Origin of the sequence: Nocardiopsis sp. TSRI0078 (genome assembly GCF_001905145.1) — a bacterium.
Lineage (GTDB): Bacteria > Actinomycetota > Actinomycetes > Streptosporangiales > Streptosporangiaceae > Nocardiopsis.
Window position 1 is genome coordinate 1 of the sequence record NZ_LWLB01000021.1, and the last position, 19,357, is coordinate 19,357.

Below are 19,357 nucleotides of genomic sequence, written 5' to 3' on the forward strand. Positions count from 1 at the left end.
CGCCCACCCGCCCGTCCAGTAGGCGACCGAAGGTCCGCCCGGGGACCGCGTAGAAGAGGTGCCCGCCCCACGGCGGGCGGGCACCTCCGTCCCGTGCTGCCCCCGGACCTCCTCCGGGGCGGTCCGGCCCGCCCCGGCCGCCCCGGAAATTTCCGGAAACTTAACGAGAAGTAACCTGCCGCACACCCATTGTCTGCGCGTGACGTCGGTGTTAATTTCGGCCCACGCGCAATGGGAGCGCTCCCGGAAGGTGTGTGCGAAGCCAGGCACACGCTCTTTCGGGCCCCACTTGAGAGTCCACACGTAAGGCCCGCCCCCGAGCCCCGAGCCCCCGAGTGGCAGCGCCGCCACCGGCTCCCTCCGCAACACCCGCACTCCGACCCGGCCGTTCCCCGGAGGCCCCGCCCCCGGCGACGCCCTCCGGCGTCCACGCGAAAGGTGCGGCACGGGAAGGAGAACCCGTCCAAGGAGGACACGTGATCACCCCCCGCCCCGATCCGCGTCGCCCACGCTGGCGCAGATCCGCCTCCGCGCTCTTCGGCGCCACACTCCTGGCCGCCCTTCTCCCAGCGACATCCGCGCAGGCGGCACCGATTTGCACGGTCGACTACGAACTCAACGACTGGGGGTCGGGCTTCACCGCGTCGGTCTCCCTCACGAACGAAGCCGAGTCCCTCTCCGCCTGGGAGCTGGGCTGGGAGTTCTCCGGCGACCAGCAGATCACCAACAGCTGGAGCGCGCAGGTCTCCCAGAGCGGCAGTTCCGTGACCGCCAGCGGCCCGTCCTGGGCGCAGAGCCTCGCCAACGGGCAGACCGTGACGTTCGGCTTCCAGGCCAGCTACTCCGGCAGCAACGAGGCGCCCGCCGCGTTCACCCTCAACGGCCGCGACTGCGCGGGCGGGGACGAGGAGCCCGATCCCGAGGACCCGACCCTGGTCGTGGACCCCGCCTCGGTCAGCCTGGAGCCCGGCGGCGAGACCGCCTTCGACGTCGCGCTGTCCGAGGCCCCCGGCGAGGACGTCTCCGTCAGCGTGGAGCGCACCTTTGGCAGCGAGGCCCTGTCGGTGGCCTCGGGTGCCTCCCTGACCTTCGGCGACGATGACTGGGACACCCCCCAGGAGGTGACCGTCGCCTCCTCCAGCGACGGCTCGGGCGAGCCGGCCCAGGCCGAGTTCACCGTCTCCGCCGAGGGCTACGACCCCGTGGTCGTCACCGCGCGCGAGCTGACGGGCGCGGCCAACGAGTACGAGGAGGAGTTCCTCACCCAGTACGAGAAGATCAAGGACCCCGAGAGCGGCTACTTCCGCGAGGTCGACGGACTCCTCGTGCCGTACCACTCGGTGGAGACCCTGATCGTGGAGGCGCCCGACTACGGCCACGCCACCACCTCCGAGGCCTACAGCTACTACCTGTGGCTGGAGGCGACCTACGGCAGGATCACCGGCGACTGGGGACCCTTCAACGACGCCTGGGCGTCCATGGAGGCCTTCATCATCCCGGGCACCGCCGACCAGCCCACGAACGGCTCCTACGACCCGTCCTCGCCGGCGACCTACATCCCCGAGTCGATCGACCCGAGCGACTACCCGATGCCGTTGAACCCCGACGTCCAGTCGGGCCAGGACCCGCTCGCCCAGGAGCTGAGCAGCGCCTACGGCACCGACGAGGTCTACGGCATGCACTGGCTGCTGGACGTGGACAACAAGTACGGCTACGGCTTCTGCGGCGACGGCAGCGACGACGTCCCCGCCTACATCAACACCTTCCAGCGCGGTTCCAACGAGTCGGTCTGGGAGACCGTCCCCCACCCGTCCTGCGAGACCTTCGCGCACGGCGGTGAGAACGGGTTCCTCGACCTGTTCACCGACGACGACAACTACTCCCAGCAGTGGCGCTACACCAACGCGCCCGACGCCGACGCGCGCGCCGTCCAGGTGGCCTACCTGGCGCACGAGTGGGCCTCGGATCAGGGCAACGCGGACGCCATCGCCGCGAACGTCTCCAACGCGGCGAAGATGGGCGACTACCTGCGCTACGCCATGTTCGACAAGTACTTCAAGGAGGTCGGCGACTGCGTCGGCGCCCAGTCCTGCCCGCCCGGATCGGGCAAGGACTCCGCGCACTACCTCATGGCCTGGTACTACTCCTGGGGCGGTGCGCTGGAGAGCGCCGAGTACCCCTGGGCCTGGCGGATCGGCGGATCCTCCGCCCACCAGGGCTACCAGAACGTGATGGCGGCCTACGCGCTCTCGGAGGTGGACGCGCTCCGGCCGGAGTCGGCCACCGGCACCGAGGACTGGGGCAACAGCCTCGACCGGCAGCTGGAGTTCCTCGAATGGCTGCAGTCCTCCGACGGCGGTATCGCCGGCGGCGCGACCAACAGCTGGGAGGGCACCTACGCCCAGCCGCCCTCGGGCACGTCGACCTTCTACGGCATGTTCTACGACGAGAAGCCCGTCTGGCACGACCCGCCCTCGAACCGCTGGTTCGGGTTCCAGGTCTGGGACATGGAGCGCGTGGCCGAGTACTACCGCGTCACCGGTGACGAGCGTGCCAAGGGCATCCTCGACGACTGGGTGCCCTGGGCCATCGAGAACACCACCGTCGGCGAGAACGGCGAGTTCGCCATCCCCGCCGACATGGAGTGGACCGGCCAGCCCGACACCTGGACGGGCCAGTCCACGGGCAACCCCGGCCTGAGCGTCGAGGTCGTCTCGCACGGCCAGGACGTCGGCATCGCCGCGGGCCTGGCCAAGACCCTCATGCACTACTCCGCGGCCACCGGCGACGCCGAGTCCCGCGAGACCGCCGAGGGCCTGCTGGACGCCCTGATGGCGCACCAGGACGCGCTGGGCGTGGCCGTTCCCGAGGAGCGCGCCGACTACGAGCGCTTCGACGACCAGTTCGACTCCCCGGACGGCGGGCTCTACATCCCCGAGGGATGGACCGGCCAGATGCCCAACGGCGACCCGATCGACTCCGACTCCACGTTCCTGTCCATCCGGTCCTTCTACGAGGACGACCCGAACTGGCCCCAGGTCGAGTCCTACCTCAACGGCGGCCCGGTGCCCGAGTTCACCTACCACAGGTTCTGGGCGCAGGTCGACGTGGCCACAGCTCTCGCCACCCACGGCGAGTTGTTCGGCGACGGCTCCTAGCGGGCCGTGGCCGTGAGGGGGCGGGCGCCCCGGGTGCCCGCCCCCACCCCACCCCCTCCACCGAACGGAAGGAAGAGCATGGCGTTCACCAAGGGGCGAAGACGGCTCCGGGGCAGGGCCGCCGGCGCGGTCGCCCTCGCACTCGCCCTCGTCACGGGCGGCTTCGCCGCCGCCGCGCACGGCCAGGAGAGTGCCCCGCTGTCGGCCGAGGACGCCGTCCGGGCCCAGGCGGCCACCCTGCGGGACCTGGCCGACCAGCGGGGCCTGCGCATGGGCACCGCGGTCGGATCGCAGCACCTGAACCAGTCGGAGTACGCGCGGACCGCCGCGGCCGAGTTCAACTCCGTCACCCACGAGAACGACCTCAAGTGGGAGACGGTCGAGCCCCAGCGCGGACAGTTCAACTGGACCAACGCCGACCGCATCGTGGACTTCGCCCAGCAGAACGGCCAGATGGTCCACGGTCACACGCTGGTGTGGCACAGCCAGCTGCCCTCCTGGGTGGCCAACGGCAACTTCAGCGAAGGCGAACTGCTGGACGTCATGGACACCCACATCAGCACCACGGTGGGGCGCTACCGCGACGACATCGACACCTGGGACGTGGTCAACGAGCCCATCGGGGACAACGCCCAGTTCCGCGACTCGGTCTTCTACCGGACGCTGGGGGAGGACTTCATCGCCGAGGCCTTCCGCATGGCCGACCGGGCCGACCCCGACGCCCGCCTGTTCATCAACGACTACAACATCGACGGGATCAACGCCAAGAGCGACGCCTACTACGACCTGGTCAGGGACCTGCTGGCGCAGGGCGTGCCGATCGACGGCATCGGCTTCCAGGGCCACCTCATCTCGGGACAGGTCCCCTCCAGCATCCAGCAGAACATCCAGCGCTTCGTCGACCTGGGTCTGGAGGTGATGATCACCGAACTCGACATCCGCATCCAGATGCCCGCCACCCAGCAGAAGCTGGAGCAGCAGGCCAGGGACTACGAGCAGGTGGTCAACGCCTGCTACGCGGTCAGCGGTTGCTCGGGCGTGATCGTGTGGGGCGTCACCGACGCCTACTCCTGGGTCCCCGACACCTTCGAGGGCCAGGGCGCGGCGCTGCCCATCGACGACAGCTACCAGAAGAAGCCCGCCTACTGGGCGATCCACGAGGCGCTCGGGGGCGAACCCGACCCGGACCCGACCGACCCGCCGACGGAGGAGCCGACCGACCCGCCGGGTGGTGACTGCGAGGCCGACTACAGGGTCACCAACGAGTGGAGCGGCGGCTTCCAGGCCGAGGTGACCGTCACCGCCGGGTCCGACCTCACCGGTTGGACGGTGGCGTGGAGCTTCGGCGGTGGTGAGAGCGTCTCGCACGCCTGGAACGCCTCGGTGAGCAGCAATGGTTCGAGTGTCACCGCGACCGACGTCGGCTACAACGGTGCCCTCTCCGCCGGGCAGTCGACCTCGTTCGGCTTCGTCGGCACCCACGGCGGAAGCGTCTCGACACCGCAGCCGTCCTGCACCAGCGGTTCCTGACCGCGACCCCGACAGAGGAGAGAGCGACGCCCAGCATGCGGACGTGACCGCCCCGGAACAGGCCACGCCTGCATCATGACCGGGCGCCGGGGGACCGTAGCCGCCTCCCCCGGCGCCCACCACACCCGCTGTCGCAGGACAGCGGTCCCTCCGTAAGCCGACAACGTTGTCATCACTCTCGTCTGGAGATCGCGATGGTCAAACGCCTACTGATCGCCCTGGGGTCGGTCCTGACCCTGGTGGCGGCGCTGTTCGCGTACATGCTGCCCGCCCACGCCGACACCGGCTTCCAGGTCAGCGACGGCCGCCTGGTCGACGCCGCCGGAAACGACTTCGTCATCCGCGGCGTCAGCCATGCCCACACCTGGTACACACAGGAGACCCAGTCGTTCGCCGACATCAAGTCACTGGGCGCCAACGCCGTCCGCGTCGTCCTCAGCAGCGGTGACCGCTGGACGGAGAACGGCGTCGACGACGTGGCGAACATCGTCGCCGAGTGCAAGGCCAACGAGCTGATCTGCCTCCTGGAGGTGCACGACACCACCGGTTACGGCGAGCAGGCCGGCGCCGCCACGCTCGACCAGGCCGTGGACTACTGGCTGCGCGTCCAGGACGCGGTCGAGGGCGAGGAGGACCACATCCTCGTCAATATCGGCAACGAGCCCTACGGCAACGACGCCGCGACCAACCAGGGCTGGGCCGGTGACACCAGCGCCGCGATCAACCGCCTGCGCGACGCCGGATTCGACCACACCCTGGTCGTGGACGCGCCCAACTGGGGCCAGGACTGGCAGGGCACGATGCGCGACAACGCCCGGTCGGTCTTCGACTCCGACCCGCACGCCAACACGGTCTTCTCCATCCACATGTACGGCGTCTACGAGCAGGAGTCGACCATCGTCTCCTATCTGGAGCACTTCGTGGACGCGGGCCTGCCCCTGATCATCGGCGAGTTCGGCCACGACCACTCCGACGGCGACCCCGACGAGAACGCCATCATGTCCCACGCCGAGCGCCTCGGGCTGGGCTACGTCGGCTGGTCCTGGAGCGGCAACGGCAGTCCCGTGGAGTACCTGGACATGGTCGAGGACTTCGACGCCGACCGACTGACCCCGTGGGGCGAGCGCATCTTCAACGGCCCCGACGGGATCGCCTCGACCGCGGTCGAGGCGCCGATCTACGGAGGCGGTGGCGACCCGACCGACCCGCCGACCGAGGAGCCCACGGACCCGCCGACGGAGGAGCCGACCGATCCGCCGGGTGGTGACTGCGAGGCCGACTACAGGGTCACCAACGAGTGGAGCGGCGGCTTCCAGGCCGAGGTGACCGTCACCGCCGGGTCCGACCTCACCGGTTGGACGGTGGCGTGGAGCTTCGGCGGTGGTGAGAGCGTCTCGCACGCCTGGAACGCCTCGGTGAGCAGCAATGGTTCGAGTGTCACCGCGACCGACGTGGGCTACAACGGTGCCCTCTCCGCCGGGCAGTCGACCTCGTTCGGCTTCGTCGGCACCCACGGCGGAAGCGTCTCCACGCCCGCGCTCTCCTGCACGGCCTGACCCGGCCCGTACCCCGAACCGCATCGCACGGCCTGCCCCCCACCCGGGGAGCGGATCCCTACCCCGGCCGCACCGACCGGTGCGGCCGGGCCTCCCCCACACAGATTGGAGTGGTCCATGAGGTCACGCAACGCCATCGCCCTGACCGTGGCGCTCGGCGGACTCGCCGTCGGCACCGCCGTCGTCGCACTGCCCGACACGGCCGAGGCCCACGGCGCGTTCACCTACCCGGCCAGCCGTACCTACGCCTGTTTCCAGGACGCCACCAACGGAAGCTCCGGCGGTGCGCTCGCGCCCACCAACGACGCCTGCGCCGACGCCCTGGCCGAGGGCGGGAACTACCCGTTCTGGAACTGGTTCGGCAACCTCATCAGCAACTCCGACGGCCGCCACCAGGAGTTCGTGGCCGACGGCGAGCTGTGCGGGCCCACGGACAGCTTCTCGTCGTTCAACGCGGTCCGCGCCGACTGGCCGACCACCCGGCTGGAGCCGGGCACCACGGTGGAGTTCCACCACAACGCCTGGGCGGCGCACCCGGGCACCTTCTACACCTACGTCACCGAGGACGGGTTCGACCCCGCCACGGACGCCCTGACCTGGGACTCCCTGGAGCTCATCGACGAGGTGACCGACCCGCCGCTGCGCAGCGGCGGTGTCGAGGGCGCCGAGTACTACTGGGACGTGGACCTGCCCGACAAGCAGGGCCAGCACATCATCTACGTGGTGTGGGAGCGCTCCGACAGCCCCGAGGCGTTCTACAACTGCTCGGACGTGGTCTTCGGCGACGGCACGGACCCCGGTCCCGAGCCGACCGACCCGCCGACCGAGGAGCCCACGGACCCGGACCCCGAGCCCACGGACCCGCCGACCGAGGAGCCCACGGACCCGCCGCAGGGCGAGTACTGCAGGGCCGAGTACAGCGTCGTCAACGAGTGGTCGACCGGCTTCCAGGCGGAGGTCGAGGTCACCGCGGGTGAGAGCGGGGTCGACGGCTGGATGGTGGACTGGGTGTTCGCCAACGGCCAGGAGGTCAACAACTCCTGGAACGCCTCACTCGTCAACCACGACGCCCACATCGAGGCCACCAACAGCGCCCACAACGGCACGCTCGCACCCGGGGAGAGCACCAGCTTCGGGTTCACCGCCACCCACGGGGGTGTGAACACCGCACCCGCGGTGGACTGCCAGGAGTCGTAGGCGGCGCGGCTCCCTGACCTCCTCCCGGGGACCGTACCCCCCATGCGGGGCCGCACCGGCGGCCCGCGCGGTCCCGGCGCCACGGTACCGAACAGCGTTCGGTACCGTGGCGCCATGAACACCGAGAGGGTCTACACCCGCTGCCAGGAACGCATGCTCGGCCTCGCGGACGGCCTGAGCGCGGAGCAGCTCTCCACCCCCGTCCCCGCCCTGCCCGCCTGGAACGTCCAGCAGACCTACGCCCACCTGGTCGGACTCTGCTCGGACGTGGTCGCGGAGCGGGTCGTTCCCCCGGCCGACGACACCGTGACCGCCCGCCAGGTGGCCGAGCGCGCCCACCTCGACATCGCCGGCCTCTGCGCGGCCTGGCGGGAGGAGACCCCGGCGCTGCTGCGGGTCTTCGCCACCCAGAAGCGGGCCCGCTACTCCCTGCCCGCCGTGGACGTGTGGCACCACGAGAACGACGTACGGGGCGCCCTGGGAATGGAGGCCCAGCCCGAGGCCGCCGACGAGCTGGCGGCCTTCAACCTCGGCGCGATGAGCCGCGCGTGGTCCCCGGAACTGCCCGGGGTGCGGGTGCTGGCGACCGACACCGGCCAGGAGTGGGCCTTTGGCGAGGGGGCCGACCTGGAGTGGTCCGCCACGGCCTTCGAGCTGGCCCGGGCGACCACCGGCCGCCGCAGCGCCGCCCAGGTGCGCGCCATGGACTGGAGCGGCGACCCCTCGGCCGTGCTCGACCGCGTGTCGGCGTTCCCGTTCCCGGAGACCGACCTGCGGGTCTGACCGGTTCCGGGCGGCCGTGCGCCGCCCGGGGTCAGGGCCGGTAGGGGATGCGGTCCAGGGGCCGCACCTCGCCCAGTGTGGACCACTCGTTGCGTCCCAGGCGCGCCAGCGGGCGCAGCAGGGACACCTCGGGGTGCCCGTCCACCAGCACCGCCTCGTCCACGGCCGCGCGCACCACCCGGCCGAGTACCACGGTGGAGTCGCCCAGTCCCAGCGTCGAGTGCAGCACGCACTCCAGCGCCGCCGGGGAACCCGCGACCCGGGGCGGGCGCACGTCCGTACTGGCCTCGCGCCCGATCCCCAGCGCGTCGAACTCGCTCACCTCCGGCGGGTAGGCGGTGCCGCTGGCGTTCACCTGCTCCTGCATCGGCTCCGGGGCCAGGTTCACGACGAACTCGCCGGTCCGTTCCGCGTTGCGCAGCGAGTCCTTGCGCCGCACCGACGTGAACTGCACGATCGGCGGTTCGACGCAGGAGACCGTGAAGAAGGAGTGCGGGGCCAGGTTGTCCACGCCGTCCTCGGAGGTGGTGGAGACCCACGCGATCGGGCGCGGCACCACCACGGCCGTCATCAGCTGGTAGAAAGCCCGTCCGGGCAGGTCGTCTGGGGTCCATTCGGTACGCATCGGCACCGATTATGCCGCCTCTCGCCGCACGGGCCGCACGGGCCGCGCGGGGCCTCGTACGGGGAGCGGCGCCGGGGCCCGCGCACACGTACTCTGCCGCGCGACGAGCAGCGTCCACCGAACACGCCCTGGGAGTTGTCGTTGAATATCATCCGTCAGCCCGATCCCGGGGGATGGAGACCTCTGCATCGCCGTCAGCCGGGCCGAGTGATCGGCTGCCTCTCGGCGGTGATGTCAGTGGCTACTTCTACGCTTCCAGCCGTGAACATGGATGATCTTTCATGGCAGGCCAGCAACTGCGGTGGGCTTTCTCCCCGGAAAGTGACTCTCCTGCCGGGGTACGGCCATCTGAACTTGGTGATCCGGGCGGCAGAGGAGCGCATCGAGCGGTTGTGCGCGGAGCGTGCGGCGCAGGAGCTGTCGGTCGGGTGAGTTCGGGCGGGCACTGGAGGTGATGGAGCCCTTCGTCGAGACCGGGCGGCGGACAGCCCTGTGGGTGAAGGCGGAGATCCTGTTGCGGGCGGACCGGGTAGGTGAGGCTCTGGATCTGGCTCGCCCGAACGAGGAGGGCCGCGCTTCACAGGTCGTGTGCCGTAACGTCGCCGAGCTACTCGCCAAGGCAGGATGCGTGGATGAGGCTGTCGGCCTGCTCGTGCCGAACATCGGTGAGTCGTGGATCCGGACGGTCCCGGTGGAGGTCACCGAAGGTCATGATCGTGGCGAGCGGGTGCTGGAGCTGATCGCCCCGCACGCCGAAGCTGCGCGGCGATCCCGCGACGAGGGCCGGTGGGACTACTCCCGCTGGGACGCGCAGGAGCTCCAGGCTCAGGTGCTGGAGCACGCGGGCCGCGTCGACGAGGCGATCCGGTTCCTCGGCGAGGACATAGCCAGGCACCGTTTCCTCTCCGAGAAGACCCTTACCGCCTACGCCGAACTGCTGGTATGCCACGGCCGGCTCGACGAGCTGCGCGAGCTGGCGACTGGGCAGGACGCACACAGCATCCTGCCCGTCTACGCCGGCGCCCTGCGAGACCACGGCCAGGCCGGGGAGGCCGAGGCGGTGATGCGTGAGGCCATCCTGACGACTGGGTCGGCTACCGGTCCTGGCTCTCCTCGGTCTTGTTGCGCGATAGCCGGCTGGACGACGCGATCGCCGTGGTCGAGACCCGCCCCGATCCGTGGACCGGCCCGCGTATCGTCAGAGCACGTCTCCCCAGCGCCGTCGGCCGCCTCGCTGGCGCTGCCGCTGAACTGCGGGACCCCGGCACGATCAAGGCACGTGGGGAACTGTTCGAGGCCCTGGTCCAGCAAGGACGGGCGGCCGGGGCGATCACCACCCACCCCACAGTCGCCGAACAGCGCGCCGTCAAGGCAAAGACCGAATCCGTCCCTCTCAGGGAGGACGGGTACTCCGCGGAGCCCCCTTTCTAGTGCCACATCAGGCGACGTTTGCCCTGCCGATCACCTCGTGCAGGCGGCTGGCACGCGCACGCCTTCAGCTTCGGCCACGAACCGATCGCCTACCTGTGGGTGATGGCCTTCTCAAGGAGCGAGGTGAGGATCGGCTCGGCATGGGTCCACAGCAGGGCACCGCCGATTTCCGGCACGACATGGTGATTGGCGCCGGGCATACGGGTGGCGAGCAGTGCTCCGTTATCGGGCGAGTGGCTGGTGTCCTGCTCGCCGTACCAGATATCGACCGGGACCGTGATCGTGTCCAGGACGAACGGCCAGCGCCCCATAGCCAGAACCGTGTCGCGGGCGTAACCAGCAGCACCTTGAGCAAATGCCTCGTTCAAGGCCCTGCGGTACCCAGATGCGAAGTCAGGGTCCTGATACACGGCAAGGTCGCACTCCGGACTCTGGGCGGTGACCATGTCCCACATCGCATCCGCAGTGAAGCCCGCGAAGAACTTCTCGGCGTCGGCCGGAGCGGACGTAGTCCGCTCGACGAGACCACGCAGGTCCGCACTGAGAACTGAAGCGAACTCCGGTGCGGCGACTTCGTCCGCGCCAGAGACCACGGCCAGCGCCGAGGCGATCCCCTCCGCAGCGCAGGCGAGAGCGAAGGGGGCACCTTGCGAGTTCCCGACCACCGCCGGTCGCCCCAGCCCGCGCAGTGCACAGAGTTGACGCATGTCTTCGGCGAAGTCGGAGAAGGTCCGCCCGGGGGCGGGCGTCGAGAGTCCGAGCCCCGGGCGATCCACGGAGATGAGGCGTACTCCGAGCATCTCGACCGTGCCTGCGCCGAAGCCGAGCCACCTACTCGTGGCCGCACCCGGACACAACAGCACGGGCACTCCGTCCAACGGCCCCCACTCGGCCCAGCCGAGCAGCCGCCCATCAGGCAGAGCGCTCTCTCCCAGGAGAGCAGGAGCGTCAACGTATCTAGTCATGGTCAACATCATGGCCACGGACAGGGTGCCCCGCATCGGACTTTCGCCCTGCCCCTGAACAAGGCGAACGTTGGCTGATGCGGCACTAGCGTGGCGCTGTCACGCCCATGTCAGGAGTGATGCGAGAGTGACGGCCGCCTTGTAGGACTCGGCGGTCTTGTCGTATCGGGTGGCGATGCCACGCCACTGTTTCAAGCGATGGAAGCACCGTTCCACGACGTTGCGATGCGTGTAGGCCTCGCGGTCGAAGGCCGGTGGTCGGCCGCCCCGGCTGCCGCGCCGGGACCGGTTGCGGACCTGGTCGGCCCGCTCGGGGATCGTGTGCGGTATGCCGCGGCGGCGGAGCCAGGTGCGGATCGCCTTCGAGCTATAGCCCTTGTCGCCCAGGACGCGATCGGGCCGGGTGCGGGGTCGTCCCGGTCCGAGGCGGGGTACCCGGATCGTTTCCACCACCGTGATGGGCCGGGTGCAGTCATTGGTGTTCCCGCCCGTGACGACGAAGCCGAGCGGGCGCCCCGATCCGTCGCAGGCCAAGTGGACCTTGCTGGCCAGGCCGCCTCTGGAACGGCCGAGGGCCGGTTCACAAAGCCCCCTTTTCGGGCCCCAGCCGCATGCTGATGGGCGCGGACGACCGTGGGGTTGACAGATACCAGCCAGTCGATGCTGCCTGCCGCGCCTGCCTTCGCCTGGGCGACCCGGAGCATCCCGTCGAACGTACCGTCCGCCGCCCATCCGTGGAAACGGGTATGAAGCGTGGCCCACGGCCCGTAACGCTCGGGCACGTCCCGCCAGGCCGTCCCGGTCTGGAACTTCCACACGATCCCGTTCAGGACCCTGCGGTCGTCCAGCCGCTTCCGCCCTCGCAACAACTCGGGCAGCAACGGTCGGACGAACTCCCACTCGGCATCAGACAGTTCATGGCGACGTATCACGGCACCGTAATCCCCCAGGCAAGATCGTTTGAAGACACCGCCTAGGAGGCCGTGTACCACGCGAGGCCGAAGACCCCGGCCACCCAGGTCCACAGGAGGCAGAACCCCGCGTGGGCGAGGGTGCGCAGCCGGTCCCCCCGCCACAGGGCGGGGGAGAAGTACGCGAACTGGAACAGCCAGCGCAGGGACCAGAACAGCGTCTCGGCGGCCAGCAGGGCGCGGGCCACACGTCCGCCCGCCAGCAGGTCCGGTGCCAGAAGCAGCGGCAGGGCCCCCAGCAGCACACAGGCCGCGCCGATGAAGAAGAAGTGCGCCCCCGCGACCTGCCGGGGCAGCGGCGCCATCCGGCGGACCTGGTCCGGCCAGCCGATCAGCCGGGGCAGCACGAGGTGGAACACACCGAGGGCCACCAGCACCGCCCCCACCGCCTGCAGCTGCCCCTGGACCGAGAACAACCATGCGGTCACCGATCCGGCCTCACCAGGACGAACACCGTGACGAACCCGCCCATGCGCTGCTCGTACGCCAGGCGCAGACCGGCCCGGCGCGCGGCACCCAGCCACCGCGAACGCGGCATGAAGTGGTGGGCCCCGGGTCCGAAGACCGCGATGTTGGCGGCGTCGCGGCAGTGCTCGACCAGGACCAGCGCGCCACCGGGGCGCAGCACCCGCGCCACTTCGCCGAACGCCGCGTCCCGGTCGGCCGCGGCGCGCAGCTCGTGCAGGGCGAAGGCGGCGACGACGGTGTCCATCGAGGCGTCCGGAGAGGGCAGCGCGTCCGCCGTGCACGCCACCGACCCGGGGCGGGGGACGACCCTGCGGCGTGCCCGCCGCAACGACGGCGCCACCACCGGCAGCGCGTCGTACAGGTCGGCGACGGTCTGCTCGCCCCCGGGGTGCAGGGAGCCGATCACGGCGCTGGCCTCGTCCAGTCCGGAGGAGACCACCAGGTGCCGGCCCGGGTGGGCGGGCCTGCCCGCACGGGCCAGAGCCGGCGCCAGCCAGACCCAGGTGTGCAGCGGTGAGCGGTCGTAGACGGCGTGGGAGGCCGCCAGGGAGGCCGCCGTCCACCACGCCCCGGCGGCCCCGGCCGTCCACGCGGCCGTACGGGCGATCCCGCGCAGCCGCCGCCCCGCCAGCGCCCCGCCGACGGCCACGGCGGTGCCCACCACGTACACAGGCCAGTTGTAGGCGACCACGTGCCGCGATCCGGAGGGGTGCCGACGACGGCTCATCCCCGCCTCCCCGCCGGTGTCATCAGCACACCGCGGTGCCACCCGTAGTCCAGGTCCGCCACGTGGAAGGCGTTGGCGAGGACGGGACGGGTCCCCCGGAAGGGGCCGTGGCGGAAGAAGGTCAGCCGCTGCACTTCCACCCTCACCGGACGCGGTCGCCAACTCGTCCGCAGCGCCTTGACCACCAGCACGTCGCCGCTGCGCCCGTCGTGTTCGAAGGTGTAGGGCAGCGGGCCGGCGAAGCGCCGCGCGTCCCGCTTGGTGGCGAACGGGGAGTGCTCGGGCAGGGGCGCGGCGGGCCCGCCCAGGTCCGCACCGACCCTCAGGTCGGCCCGGCCTCCCCGGGAGCGCACCGCGAAGTCCAGGCGGTCACCGACCCGGCGCGTCCCGAGCACGGCGTGTTCGTACCGGTAGCGCGAGAGCACCGCGCCCGCGGCGGCCAGCACCGGACTCGACGTCTGGCTCCGCAGGATACGCAGCCCCCTCAGGGTGCGCACACCGGTTCCGGCCCGTGAGCGGTCCACCGACAACCGGGCGAAGACACGGTAGCCGGTCATCACCTGTTCCCACCCCAGCCGGGAGGGGAGGAACGCCGGACGCAGGTTCCGCAGCGCCACCGCGGCGACCGCGGCGAAACCGTACTCCCTTCCGTCCGGCGCGCGGTAGGTGTCCAGTTCCAGCCCCGGGGCGAGCAGGGGCCGCAGGACATTCGGGGGGAAGGCGTAGGTGAGCACCAGCGAGTCGGTGAAGTGCGCGCGCATCGGCAGCGGATGCCCCTGGATCCTCAACGTGTGCCTCCGGTGGTCGTGACGTACAGGCTTCCCCACAGGGGGCAGCGCTCCTCGGCGGCGCGCAAGGCCGCGGCCGTGTCGCCCGTCCCGCCCACGCTGCGCAGGACGGCGGCCCCGCCCGGCCGTACCGCCCGGTCGACCGCGGCGCGCAGCCGCCGCCGGTAGGCGGGTCCGGGGCCGTCCAGGACGTTGGACAGGGTCACCGCGTCGTAGCTCCCGGCCGACACCGACTCCAGGTGCTCGGCGACGTCACCGAGCACGAACCGCACCGTTCCCGGCGGACACGGAACGCCCACCCGCGGTCGCGGCGCACGCCCGGCCAGCAGCCCCGCGAGTAAGGGGTTGTCGGTGTTGGGGTGGCGGGCGAGCACGCGAGCGACGCGTGCGCGCAGTTCCGTGTCGAAGCGGGCCGGAACGACGTGGCGGAATCCCGGGGCCAGGGCCGCGGTGAGCACCCCGGCCGGCCTGAGGGCCGCCCCCATGAGCAGGCGCAGCCCGGGGCCGTCGAGCCGGGTGCGCCACCACTGGGACTGGACGCGCGGATCGTCCAGGTCGAGGAACGCGCGCAGGGCTTCGACACGCCACCAGGGAAGGACGGCGGCGGCGGTACGGCGCGCCGCGGTGAGCACCAGTTCGGCGCTCCCCGCGACGGCGGGCGCGCCGTCGTCGACACGGGCGCGCGCGTAGGCGAGTTGTACGGGGTTGACGTCGATCGCGGTCACGTCGTGCCCGGCGCGGGCCAGGGCCGCCGCGGTGTCTCCGGCCGAGGCGATGCACAGCACCCGGGCGGGAGCGGCGGGGAAGGCCCGCACCTCCACGCGCGGATCCTCGTACATGCGGCCGAACAGCAGCCGGGGCCCGCGTCCCGGCAGGGCCAGGATGCGCCCGGCGGCCCAGGGGTCGGGGCTCATCCGCGGGCTCCGGCGTGCCGTTCGGCGACGACCCAGGCCAGCGCGACGACCGCCAGGTTGGCGGTCAGCATCCTCCCGGGTTCGTCGATACTGCCGGGGGAGACCAGCAGCCCGCCGAGGTTGAACACCCCGATGAGCGCCGTCTGGACGGTGGCCGCCGCGTACGGCCACCGTCCGGACAGCACCCACAGGCCGACCAGGGCCTCCGCGAGACCGATACCCACCAGGGCCGGGACGACCAGGAGGTCCGGCAGCAGCGGCAGGTCCGCGATGATCGCCCTGTGGTCGGCGCGCCCCGGCCAGACCTTGCACCACAGGCCCTCGTAGAACCACACCAGGGAGACGGCCGCCGCCGGGACGAGTGTTCGCGCGGTCCTTGGGGGGAGGGACATGAGGCTCATACAACCACCCGTTCCGCGCGCTCCGCGTCCGGGGTGGGCGATGGGACCCGAGCCGGATCCTGAGCGGCGCGGACGGCCGCGAGTGCCCGCTTTCGCCTGTATCGGCGTTGAAGGGCCCGGGACGCCGTGCCGACCAGACCAGCGCGGCAAGGCTGTCGACGAGGAACGTTCCACAGCGCCGACTGTCCCGGCGGTCTGTCAGGAACCGAGCCACTCGCCCCGCGTCAGGTCGTGGAACCGGTCGAGTGCCTCGGCCGTCAGCCCGCGTACGAGAAGGCCCGCGCCGTCGTCACGGACCAACACGTCCTGGCCCAGGAACCAGCGCACGCCGGGTCCGTTCCCTCCTTCCGGGTATCGGGGAAAGGGGAGGCGGACACACGTCTCCTCAAGCATTCGCAGGTCCTCTTCGGTGGGCTCGTACAGGAAGCCGCAGACCACGTCCTCGGCCTGCAGGGACTCCGACAGCACGATCTCGATACAGCAGGCGGAGAAGCGCTCCGTCCACGGTTCCCACCGCTCCACGGACTCGTCGGCCAGGTCCGGCCGGACGAGAACCGCCGGGTCCTCCTCCTGGAGGGTCCTGAGCAGGATCCCCCATGAGGCGGCGCCCTGGTTCTCGTGCCGGAAGACCAGGGCCTCCCCGGCGGTGTCGACGTGCAGCTCGGCCGGAGCGAGGAGCCGGTCATGGTTACTGGTGAGATCCGTCCGGCGGGCGAAGAGCCGGTAGGCCTCCCGCAGCGCCGCCGGTAGGCGCAGGCCGAGTCGGTCCTCGGCCGCGTCGAGGTCGGCCTCCCCCCACCCGTCGCTCCCGTCCAGGCCGTCCACCCAGTGAGTGGCGTAGGCGCGGATGAAGTCCCAGGCCCCGTCGCGGCTCTTGAGCCCTCGGGCGAGGATCGGGGCGAAGTCGAACGGTGCTGTCATGCGGGGGATGCTATCCGCGGCGTGCGACACGGGCGGTGGCGACCCCTGTCACGGCAACGGGCGCGAACGGCCCGGTGGCGGAGGATGTTCCCTACCGCTGCCGGGCCTTCGCCGCTCACGCGTCAGCCGCAGTTGCCCCACGTGGTGCGGGTCCCCTGCGACGTGCTGCCGTCGGTCGTGTCGATGGATCCGTGGAACCGGACGCACCGGCCGGCGGCCGACCGGGACACGGCAGCGTAGTGGCCGTAGTTGCCGCGGTCGGTGTAGGCGTCGCCCTCCGGCGGGTTGTAGAGGTACAGGATCGCCGTCGTCAGCGTGGGCGTGCCGTGTGCGTGCGACTTCAGGGTCACGACGCAGTTCTCCTGGTAGGTGTTGCTCCACAGCAGGTAGACGGTGCCCGTCTGCGCCCCGTTCCAGCCGCCGTCGCTCCACCGGCGCACCGGCAGGCTGTCCAGGGTGGCGTAGGAGCCGCTCGCCCAGCCGCACCCGCCGGAGGAGCGCGCGGCGTCGCCGAGTGTGTGCGCCGAGGCGGCGGCGGGGGAGAGGAGGAGGGCGGCCGACGCGATCGCCATGGCGACGGCGGCGTTCTTGATCGTACGCGTGAATGCAGCCAATGGGGGTGTCCGATTCATGGTGGAAGGGATTGCGGATTTCTCGCCGCGCCGGTCGGAGCATGGTGGTGGATTCCCCGAACCGGTCATGGCCGCGGCTGGTCGCCGGTACTGCTCTCGGGAAAATGCCACCGGCCTGGGGGTGGTGGCGTCCCGCAGCGGGTACTTTACCGTGCCCGACGGGCGGGGCGTCCTCTGGCGGCAGCGCGTCGAATCCTCTGGCTCCCAGGTTTTTCCGGCCCGAAAAACTGTTTACCAGAGGACTCTTTTCAACGGGGGTGGCTCTGTCCTGGAGGGTGCGTCTGCGACCTGCGTATTCGGCGCGGAAAGTGCGCGGTCTCCTTGACGAGGGGCTTGCTGCCAAAAGTGCCGGGCGTTCCGCGCTTCTCTTCGTTGAACGTTTGACCGTTGTGCGCTCCGGTGTGCGGTCCGAGGCCGCCCCCTCGGCTTGCCGGTGCGCGGCCCGGCCCACGGGCCTGGACGCCCGTAGGGCCCGGGGACTCGAGGGGCGATGTGTGATGCTGTTCCGCGGCACGGGTACCCGCCCGGAGGAACCGGAGGGTCGGGGAACCCGCGTCGTGCCGGGGGAGTCGGGCCTTCGACGGAACCGAGCAGCGGGAGAGCGGGCGAACATGACGGTGTTCCAGGAAGGGGAGACCGTGCTGGGCTCCTGGATCGCCGCACGGCCGACCGGTTCTCTGGATCTGTCGATGCTGGGCGGGGACCTCGTGCTCACGAATCGGCGAGTGGTGTTCGTCCCGCCCATGAGCGCCCTCTTCGGATTCGCCGGGTACACGCTCGGACACGACGAGATCCGCCAGGCGACCGCTGTGGGCCCCCTGCGGTTGCGTCTGGCCGGGGGGAGCGGCGGCCACCGCGACCTCCTGGTGGTCGCCTCACGCTGGAGCACGGTGTGGTACACGGGCAGCACCCCTGCCCGCGACCGTGCCGTGGTGCGCGTCAACGAGGTCCTCGCCCGCGCGTCGGACTGAGCTCAGGACGGGGTGGAGTCGTCCGCGGAGATGAGGGCCAGGCCCGTCTGGGGGTCCACCCGCTTGCGCAGGTGGGCGGGCGTCTCGGTGAGGACGACCTCCATGGTCGGGAACACGCGCAGCTCCTTCAGGTGCCCGGCCAGGGCGGTGGAGTCCTCGCGCCCCAGGACGATGTGCGCGTGCAGGGCGGCCCCGCCCTGGTTGTCGGCGATGTCACCGATACAGGAGGCGATCTCCAGCTGCTCGTCGAAACTGGTGTACCGGTACTCGCTGGTGTCGCGGTCGAAGTAGCCGAGGGTGACGTGGCTGGCGGCGCCGATGGCGGTCAGGCTCGCGGCGGTGACGCCGTTGGCCTCGGCGAAACCGGTGATCTGCTCGAAAGCCTCGTCGCCCTTGTCCATGACGAGCAGGAACGTGCGCAGCCCGTTCTCCTCCAGCAACCGGGTGGACTTCATCGGTGCCCCCTCCATTGTCCTGACACCGGTCACGCGGGGACCGGCGTGTACGGAGCGATGTCGTAGGCCTTCCGGGGCGTTCGAGGACGTGTGCCGTGTCCAGGACCTCGGCGGCCGTCCTGGCCCCCTGCCCATCGGCCGGGGGTGTACACCACCGGCGAACACCGGTGCCCTCCCGATCTCCCACGCCCTCGGCCTCGCAGGCCGGTGGGGGGCGCACTCCTCCCCGAGGGGCGGCGGCTCGAGGTGCCTGGGCGTTCACGCCGGTTCCGCGGCAGGCGCGCCGGAGGCCAGGGGAAGCGGCACGTTCCTTGGTCGCGTGCATCGGAGGGCACGGGTTCTCCCGCGCTGTTCGGGAGACAGGGCGTCCTCGCGCTCATCACCGCCGGTGCCCTGCTCGTCCTGTACCTCGGTGGTCAGAGTCCACCGCAACGGTCGGTCCTCATCGTCGTTCCCGTCCTCGTAGCCCTGCTGTGGACCGCGAGCAAGCCGCTACCGCGGGGGCGTGCGGCTGCGGGTTGCGACGCCCAGATTCGTGGCGCTACGCACCTCTGGTCGGCGAATCCCTCCGAAGGCCGGGGCCTTCTCGCGTCGTGGGTGGGCGACGGGTCCGGCCCGGACCGGGGTGGGGGAGCGTCCCGAACGGACGTTCGCAGCCTCAGCGCGGGGATGCATTCGAGGAGAAGGGCATGCCCGGGCAGTTCGCCGCCGATGCGCACAGCGGCCCCGTCCCGAACCGCGGAACGGGGCCGCTGCGCAGGGGAGCACCCCTCCGACGCGGAAGCGCCTAGGGCCTGTTTGGGAAGTCAGAGCCATTCGTTGATGGCAGCGATCTGGACGGTGGCCTCGTAGCGAAGGGCGAGC

General features: G+C 71.0%; 20 protein-coding genes. 8 read left to right on the forward strand and 12 right to left on the reverse strand.

Annotated elements, in window-relative coordinates:
* Positions 1-476: 476 nt before the first annotated feature.
* The 5 genes from A6A08_RS14260 (at position 477) to A6A08_RS14280 (ending at position 8,224) form a co-directional block, all read left to right on the forward strand.
* Complete coding sequence (locus tag A6A08_RS14260; protein WP_073703088.1) at positions 477-3,158, forward strand: glycoside hydrolase family 48 protein; 2,682 nt, start codon at positions 477-479, stop codon at positions 3,156-3,158.
* Positions 3,159-3,236: 78 nt separating this feature from the next.
* Positions 3,237-4,688 (forward strand): endo-1,4-beta-xylanase, encoded by a 1,452-nt coding sequence (locus tag A6A08_RS14265; RefSeq protein WP_073703089.1) that lies wholly within the window; start codon positions 3,237-3,239, stop codon positions 4,686-4,688.
* A gap of 194 nt (positions 4,689-4,882) precedes the next feature.
* On the forward strand, positions 4,883-6,244 hold the full coding sequence (locus tag A6A08_RS14270; RefSeq protein ID WP_073703090.1) for a cellulase family glycosylhydrolase: 1,362 nt from the start codon (positions 4,883-4,885) through the stop codon (positions 6,242-6,244).
* A gap of 117 nt (positions 6,245-6,361) precedes the next feature.
* Complete coding sequence (locus tag A6A08_RS14275; RefSeq protein WP_073703091.1) at positions 6,362-7,441, forward strand: lytic polysaccharide monooxygenase; 1,080 nt, start codon at positions 6,362-6,364, stop codon at positions 7,439-7,441.
* A 114-nt stretch (positions 7,442-7,555) separates the two neighbouring features.
* The gene (locus A6A08_RS14280) at positions 7,556-8,224 is read left to right on the forward strand and encodes a maleylpyruvate isomerase family mycothiol-dependent enzyme (RefSeq protein ID WP_073703092.1); all 669 of its coding nucleotides are present in this window, start codon (positions 7,556-7,558) and stop codon (positions 8,222-8,224) included.
* A gap of 31 nt (positions 8,225-8,255) precedes the next feature.
* Here the strand turns inward: A6A08_RS14280 and A6A08_RS14285 are convergent, their stop codons facing one another.
* On the reverse strand, positions 8,256-8,849 hold the full coding sequence (locus A6A08_RS14285) for a flavin reductase family protein (RefSeq protein ID WP_073703093.1): 594 nt from the start codon (positions 8,847-8,849) through the stop codon (positions 8,256-8,258).
* Positions 8,850-9,110: 261 nt separating this feature from the next.
* On the opposite strand from A6A08_RS14285, the gene A6A08_RS28225 reads away from it, so the two are divergent.
* Positions 9,111-9,281 (forward strand): hypothetical protein, encoded by a 171-nt coding sequence (locus A6A08_RS28225; protein WP_199866934.1) that lies wholly within the window; start codon positions 9,111-9,113, stop codon positions 9,279-9,281.
* A 175-nt stretch (positions 9,282-9,456) separates the two neighbouring features.
* On the opposite strand, the gene A6A08_RS28230 is transcribed toward A6A08_RS28225, so the two are convergent.
* Positions 9,457-9,744: a hypothetical protein gene (locus A6A08_RS28230; protein WP_199866935.1), complete on the reverse strand. Its 288-nt coding sequence runs from the start codon at positions 9,742-9,744 to the stop codon at positions 9,457-9,459.
* A gap of 227 nt (positions 9,745-9,971) precedes the next feature.
* On the opposite strand from A6A08_RS28230, the gene A6A08_RS28235 reads away from it, so the two are divergent.
* Positions 9,972-10,280: a hypothetical protein gene (locus A6A08_RS28235; protein ID WP_199866936.1), complete on the forward strand. Its 309-nt coding sequence runs from the start codon at positions 9,972-9,974 to the stop codon at positions 10,278-10,280.
* Positions 10,281-10,369: 89 nt separating this feature from the next.
* On the opposite strand, the gene A6A08_RS14295 is transcribed toward A6A08_RS28235, so the two are convergent.
* The 9 genes from A6A08_RS14295 to A6A08_RS14340 all read right to left on the reverse strand — a co-directional run bounded on the left by A6A08_RS14295 (position 10,370) and on the right by A6A08_RS14340 (position 17,049).
* Positions 10,370-11,245 carry an alpha/beta fold hydrolase gene (locus A6A08_RS14295; protein ID WP_073703103.1) on the reverse strand — a complete coding sequence of 292 codons (876 nt, stop codon included), beginning with the start codon at positions 11,243-11,245 and terminating at the stop codon, positions 10,370-10,372.
* 99 nt (positions 11,246-11,344) lie between these two features.
* Positions 11,345-12,174, reverse strand: a protein-coding gene (locus tag A6A08_RS14300) for an IS5 family transposase (protein ID WP_378701283.1) whose coding sequence is annotated in 2 segments (ribosomal slippage) — positions 11,345-11,838 and positions 11,838-12,174 — 831 coding nt in all. Because the reading frame shifts where the segments join, the coding sequence is not laid out codon by codon here.
* Between the two features lie 44 nt (positions 12,175-12,218).
* Entirely contained in the window at positions 12,219-12,644 is a 426-nt protein-coding gene (locus A6A08_RS14310) for a hypothetical protein (protein WP_073703095.1), read from the reverse strand.
* Entirely contained in the window at positions 12,641-13,411 is a 771-nt protein-coding gene (locus tag A6A08_RS14315; protein ID WP_242422601.1) for a class I SAM-dependent methyltransferase, read from the reverse strand. The genes A6A08_RS14310 and A6A08_RS14315 overlap by 4 nt, the downstream gene beginning before the upstream one ends.
* Positions 13,408-14,199: a DUF2071 domain-containing protein gene (locus A6A08_RS14320; RefSeq protein ID WP_242422608.1), complete on the reverse strand. Its 792-nt coding sequence runs from the start codon at positions 14,197-14,199 to the stop codon at positions 13,408-13,410. The genes A6A08_RS14315 and A6A08_RS14320 overlap by 4 nt, the downstream gene beginning before the upstream one ends.
* Complete coding sequence (locus A6A08_RS14325) at positions 14,196-15,113, reverse strand: DUF3419 family protein (RefSeq protein ID WP_073703098.1); 918 nt, start codon at positions 15,111-15,113, stop codon at positions 14,196-14,198. Before A6A08_RS14325 ends, A6A08_RS14320 begins: the two co-directional genes overlap by 4 nt.
* The gene (locus A6A08_RS14330; protein ID WP_073703104.1) at positions 15,110-15,505 is read right to left on the reverse strand and encodes a DoxX-like family protein; all 396 of its coding nucleotides are present in this window, start codon (positions 15,503-15,505) and stop codon (positions 15,110-15,112) included. The genes A6A08_RS14325 and A6A08_RS14330 overlap by 4 nt, the downstream gene beginning before the upstream one ends.
* Before the next feature lie 207 nt (positions 15,506-15,712).
* Positions 15,713-16,435 carry a hypothetical protein gene (locus tag A6A08_RS14335; protein WP_073703099.1) on the reverse strand — a complete coding sequence of 241 codons (723 nt, stop codon included), beginning with the start codon at positions 16,433-16,435 and terminating at the stop codon, positions 15,713-15,715.
* A gap of 122 nt (positions 16,436-16,557) precedes the next feature.
* A complete protein-coding gene (locus A6A08_RS14340; protein WP_073703100.1) occupies positions 16,558-17,049 on the reverse strand; it encodes a hypothetical protein in 492 nt (163 codons plus the stop codon).
* Positions 17,050-17,678: 629 nt separating this feature from the next.
* On the opposite strand from A6A08_RS14340, the gene A6A08_RS14345 reads away from it, so the two are divergent.
* The gene (locus A6A08_RS14345; RefSeq protein ID WP_073703101.1) at positions 17,679-18,038 is read left to right on the forward strand and encodes a hypothetical protein; all 360 of its coding nucleotides are present in this window, start codon (positions 17,679-17,681) and stop codon (positions 18,036-18,038) included.
* A gap of 2 nt (positions 18,039-18,040) precedes the next feature.
* On the opposite strand, the gene A6A08_RS14350 is transcribed toward A6A08_RS14345, so the two are convergent.
* A complete protein-coding gene (locus A6A08_RS14350; protein ID WP_073703102.1) occupies positions 18,041-18,493 on the reverse strand; it encodes a PPC domain-containing DNA-binding protein in 453 nt (150 codons plus the stop codon).
* Positions 18,494-19,357 lie beyond the last annotated feature (864 nt).

Excerpts from the sequence above, each read along its gene's own strand:
- A6A08_RS14265 (WP_073703089.1), top strand. The coding sequence starts at position 3,237 with ATGGCGTTCACCAAGGGGCGAAGACGGCTCCGGGGCAGGGCCGCCGGC.
- A6A08_RS14270 (WP_073703090.1), top strand. The coding sequence starts at position 4,883 with ATGGTCAAACGCCTACTGATCGCCCTGGGGTCGGTCCTGACCCTGGTG.
- A6A08_RS14275 (WP_073703091.1), top strand. The coding sequence starts at position 6,362 with ATGAGGTCACGCAACGCCATCGCCCTGACCGTGGCGCTCGGCGGACTC.
- A6A08_RS14280 (WP_073703092.1), top strand. The coding sequence starts at position 7,556 with ATGAACACCGAGAGGGTCTACACCCGCTGCCAGGAACGCATGCTCGGC.
- A6A08_RS14285 (WP_073703093.1), bottom strand. The coding sequence starts at position 8,849 with ATGCGTACCGAATGGACCCCAGACGACCTGCCCGGACGGGCTTTCTAC.
- A6A08_RS14295 (WP_073703103.1), bottom strand. The coding sequence starts at position 11,245 with ATGACTAGATACGTTGACGCTCCTGCTCTCCTGGGAGAGAGCGCTCTG.
- A6A08_RS14315 (WP_242422601.1), bottom strand. The coding sequence starts at position 13,411 with ATGAGCCGTCGTCGGCACCCCTCCGGATCGCGGCACGTGGTCGCCTAC.
- A6A08_RS14325 (WP_073703098.1), bottom strand. The coding sequence starts at position 15,113 with ATGAGCCCCGACCCCTGGGCCGCCGGGCGCATCCTGGCCCTGCCGGGA.
- A6A08_RS14330 (WP_073703104.1), bottom strand. The coding sequence starts at position 15,505 with ATGTCCCTCCCCCCAAGGACCGCGCGAACACTCGTCCCGGCGGCGGCC.
- A6A08_RS14335 (WP_073703099.1), bottom strand. The coding sequence starts at position 16,435 with ATGACAGCACCGTTCGACTTCGCCCCGATCCTCGCCCGAGGGCTCAAG.
- A6A08_RS14345 (WP_073703101.1), top strand. The coding sequence starts at position 17,679 with ATGACGGTGTTCCAGGAAGGGGAGACCGTGCTGGGCTCCTGGATCGCC.
- A6A08_RS14350 (WP_073703102.1), bottom strand. The coding sequence starts at position 18,493 with ATGAAGTCCACCCGGTTGCTGGAGGAGAACGGGCTGCGCACGTTCCTG.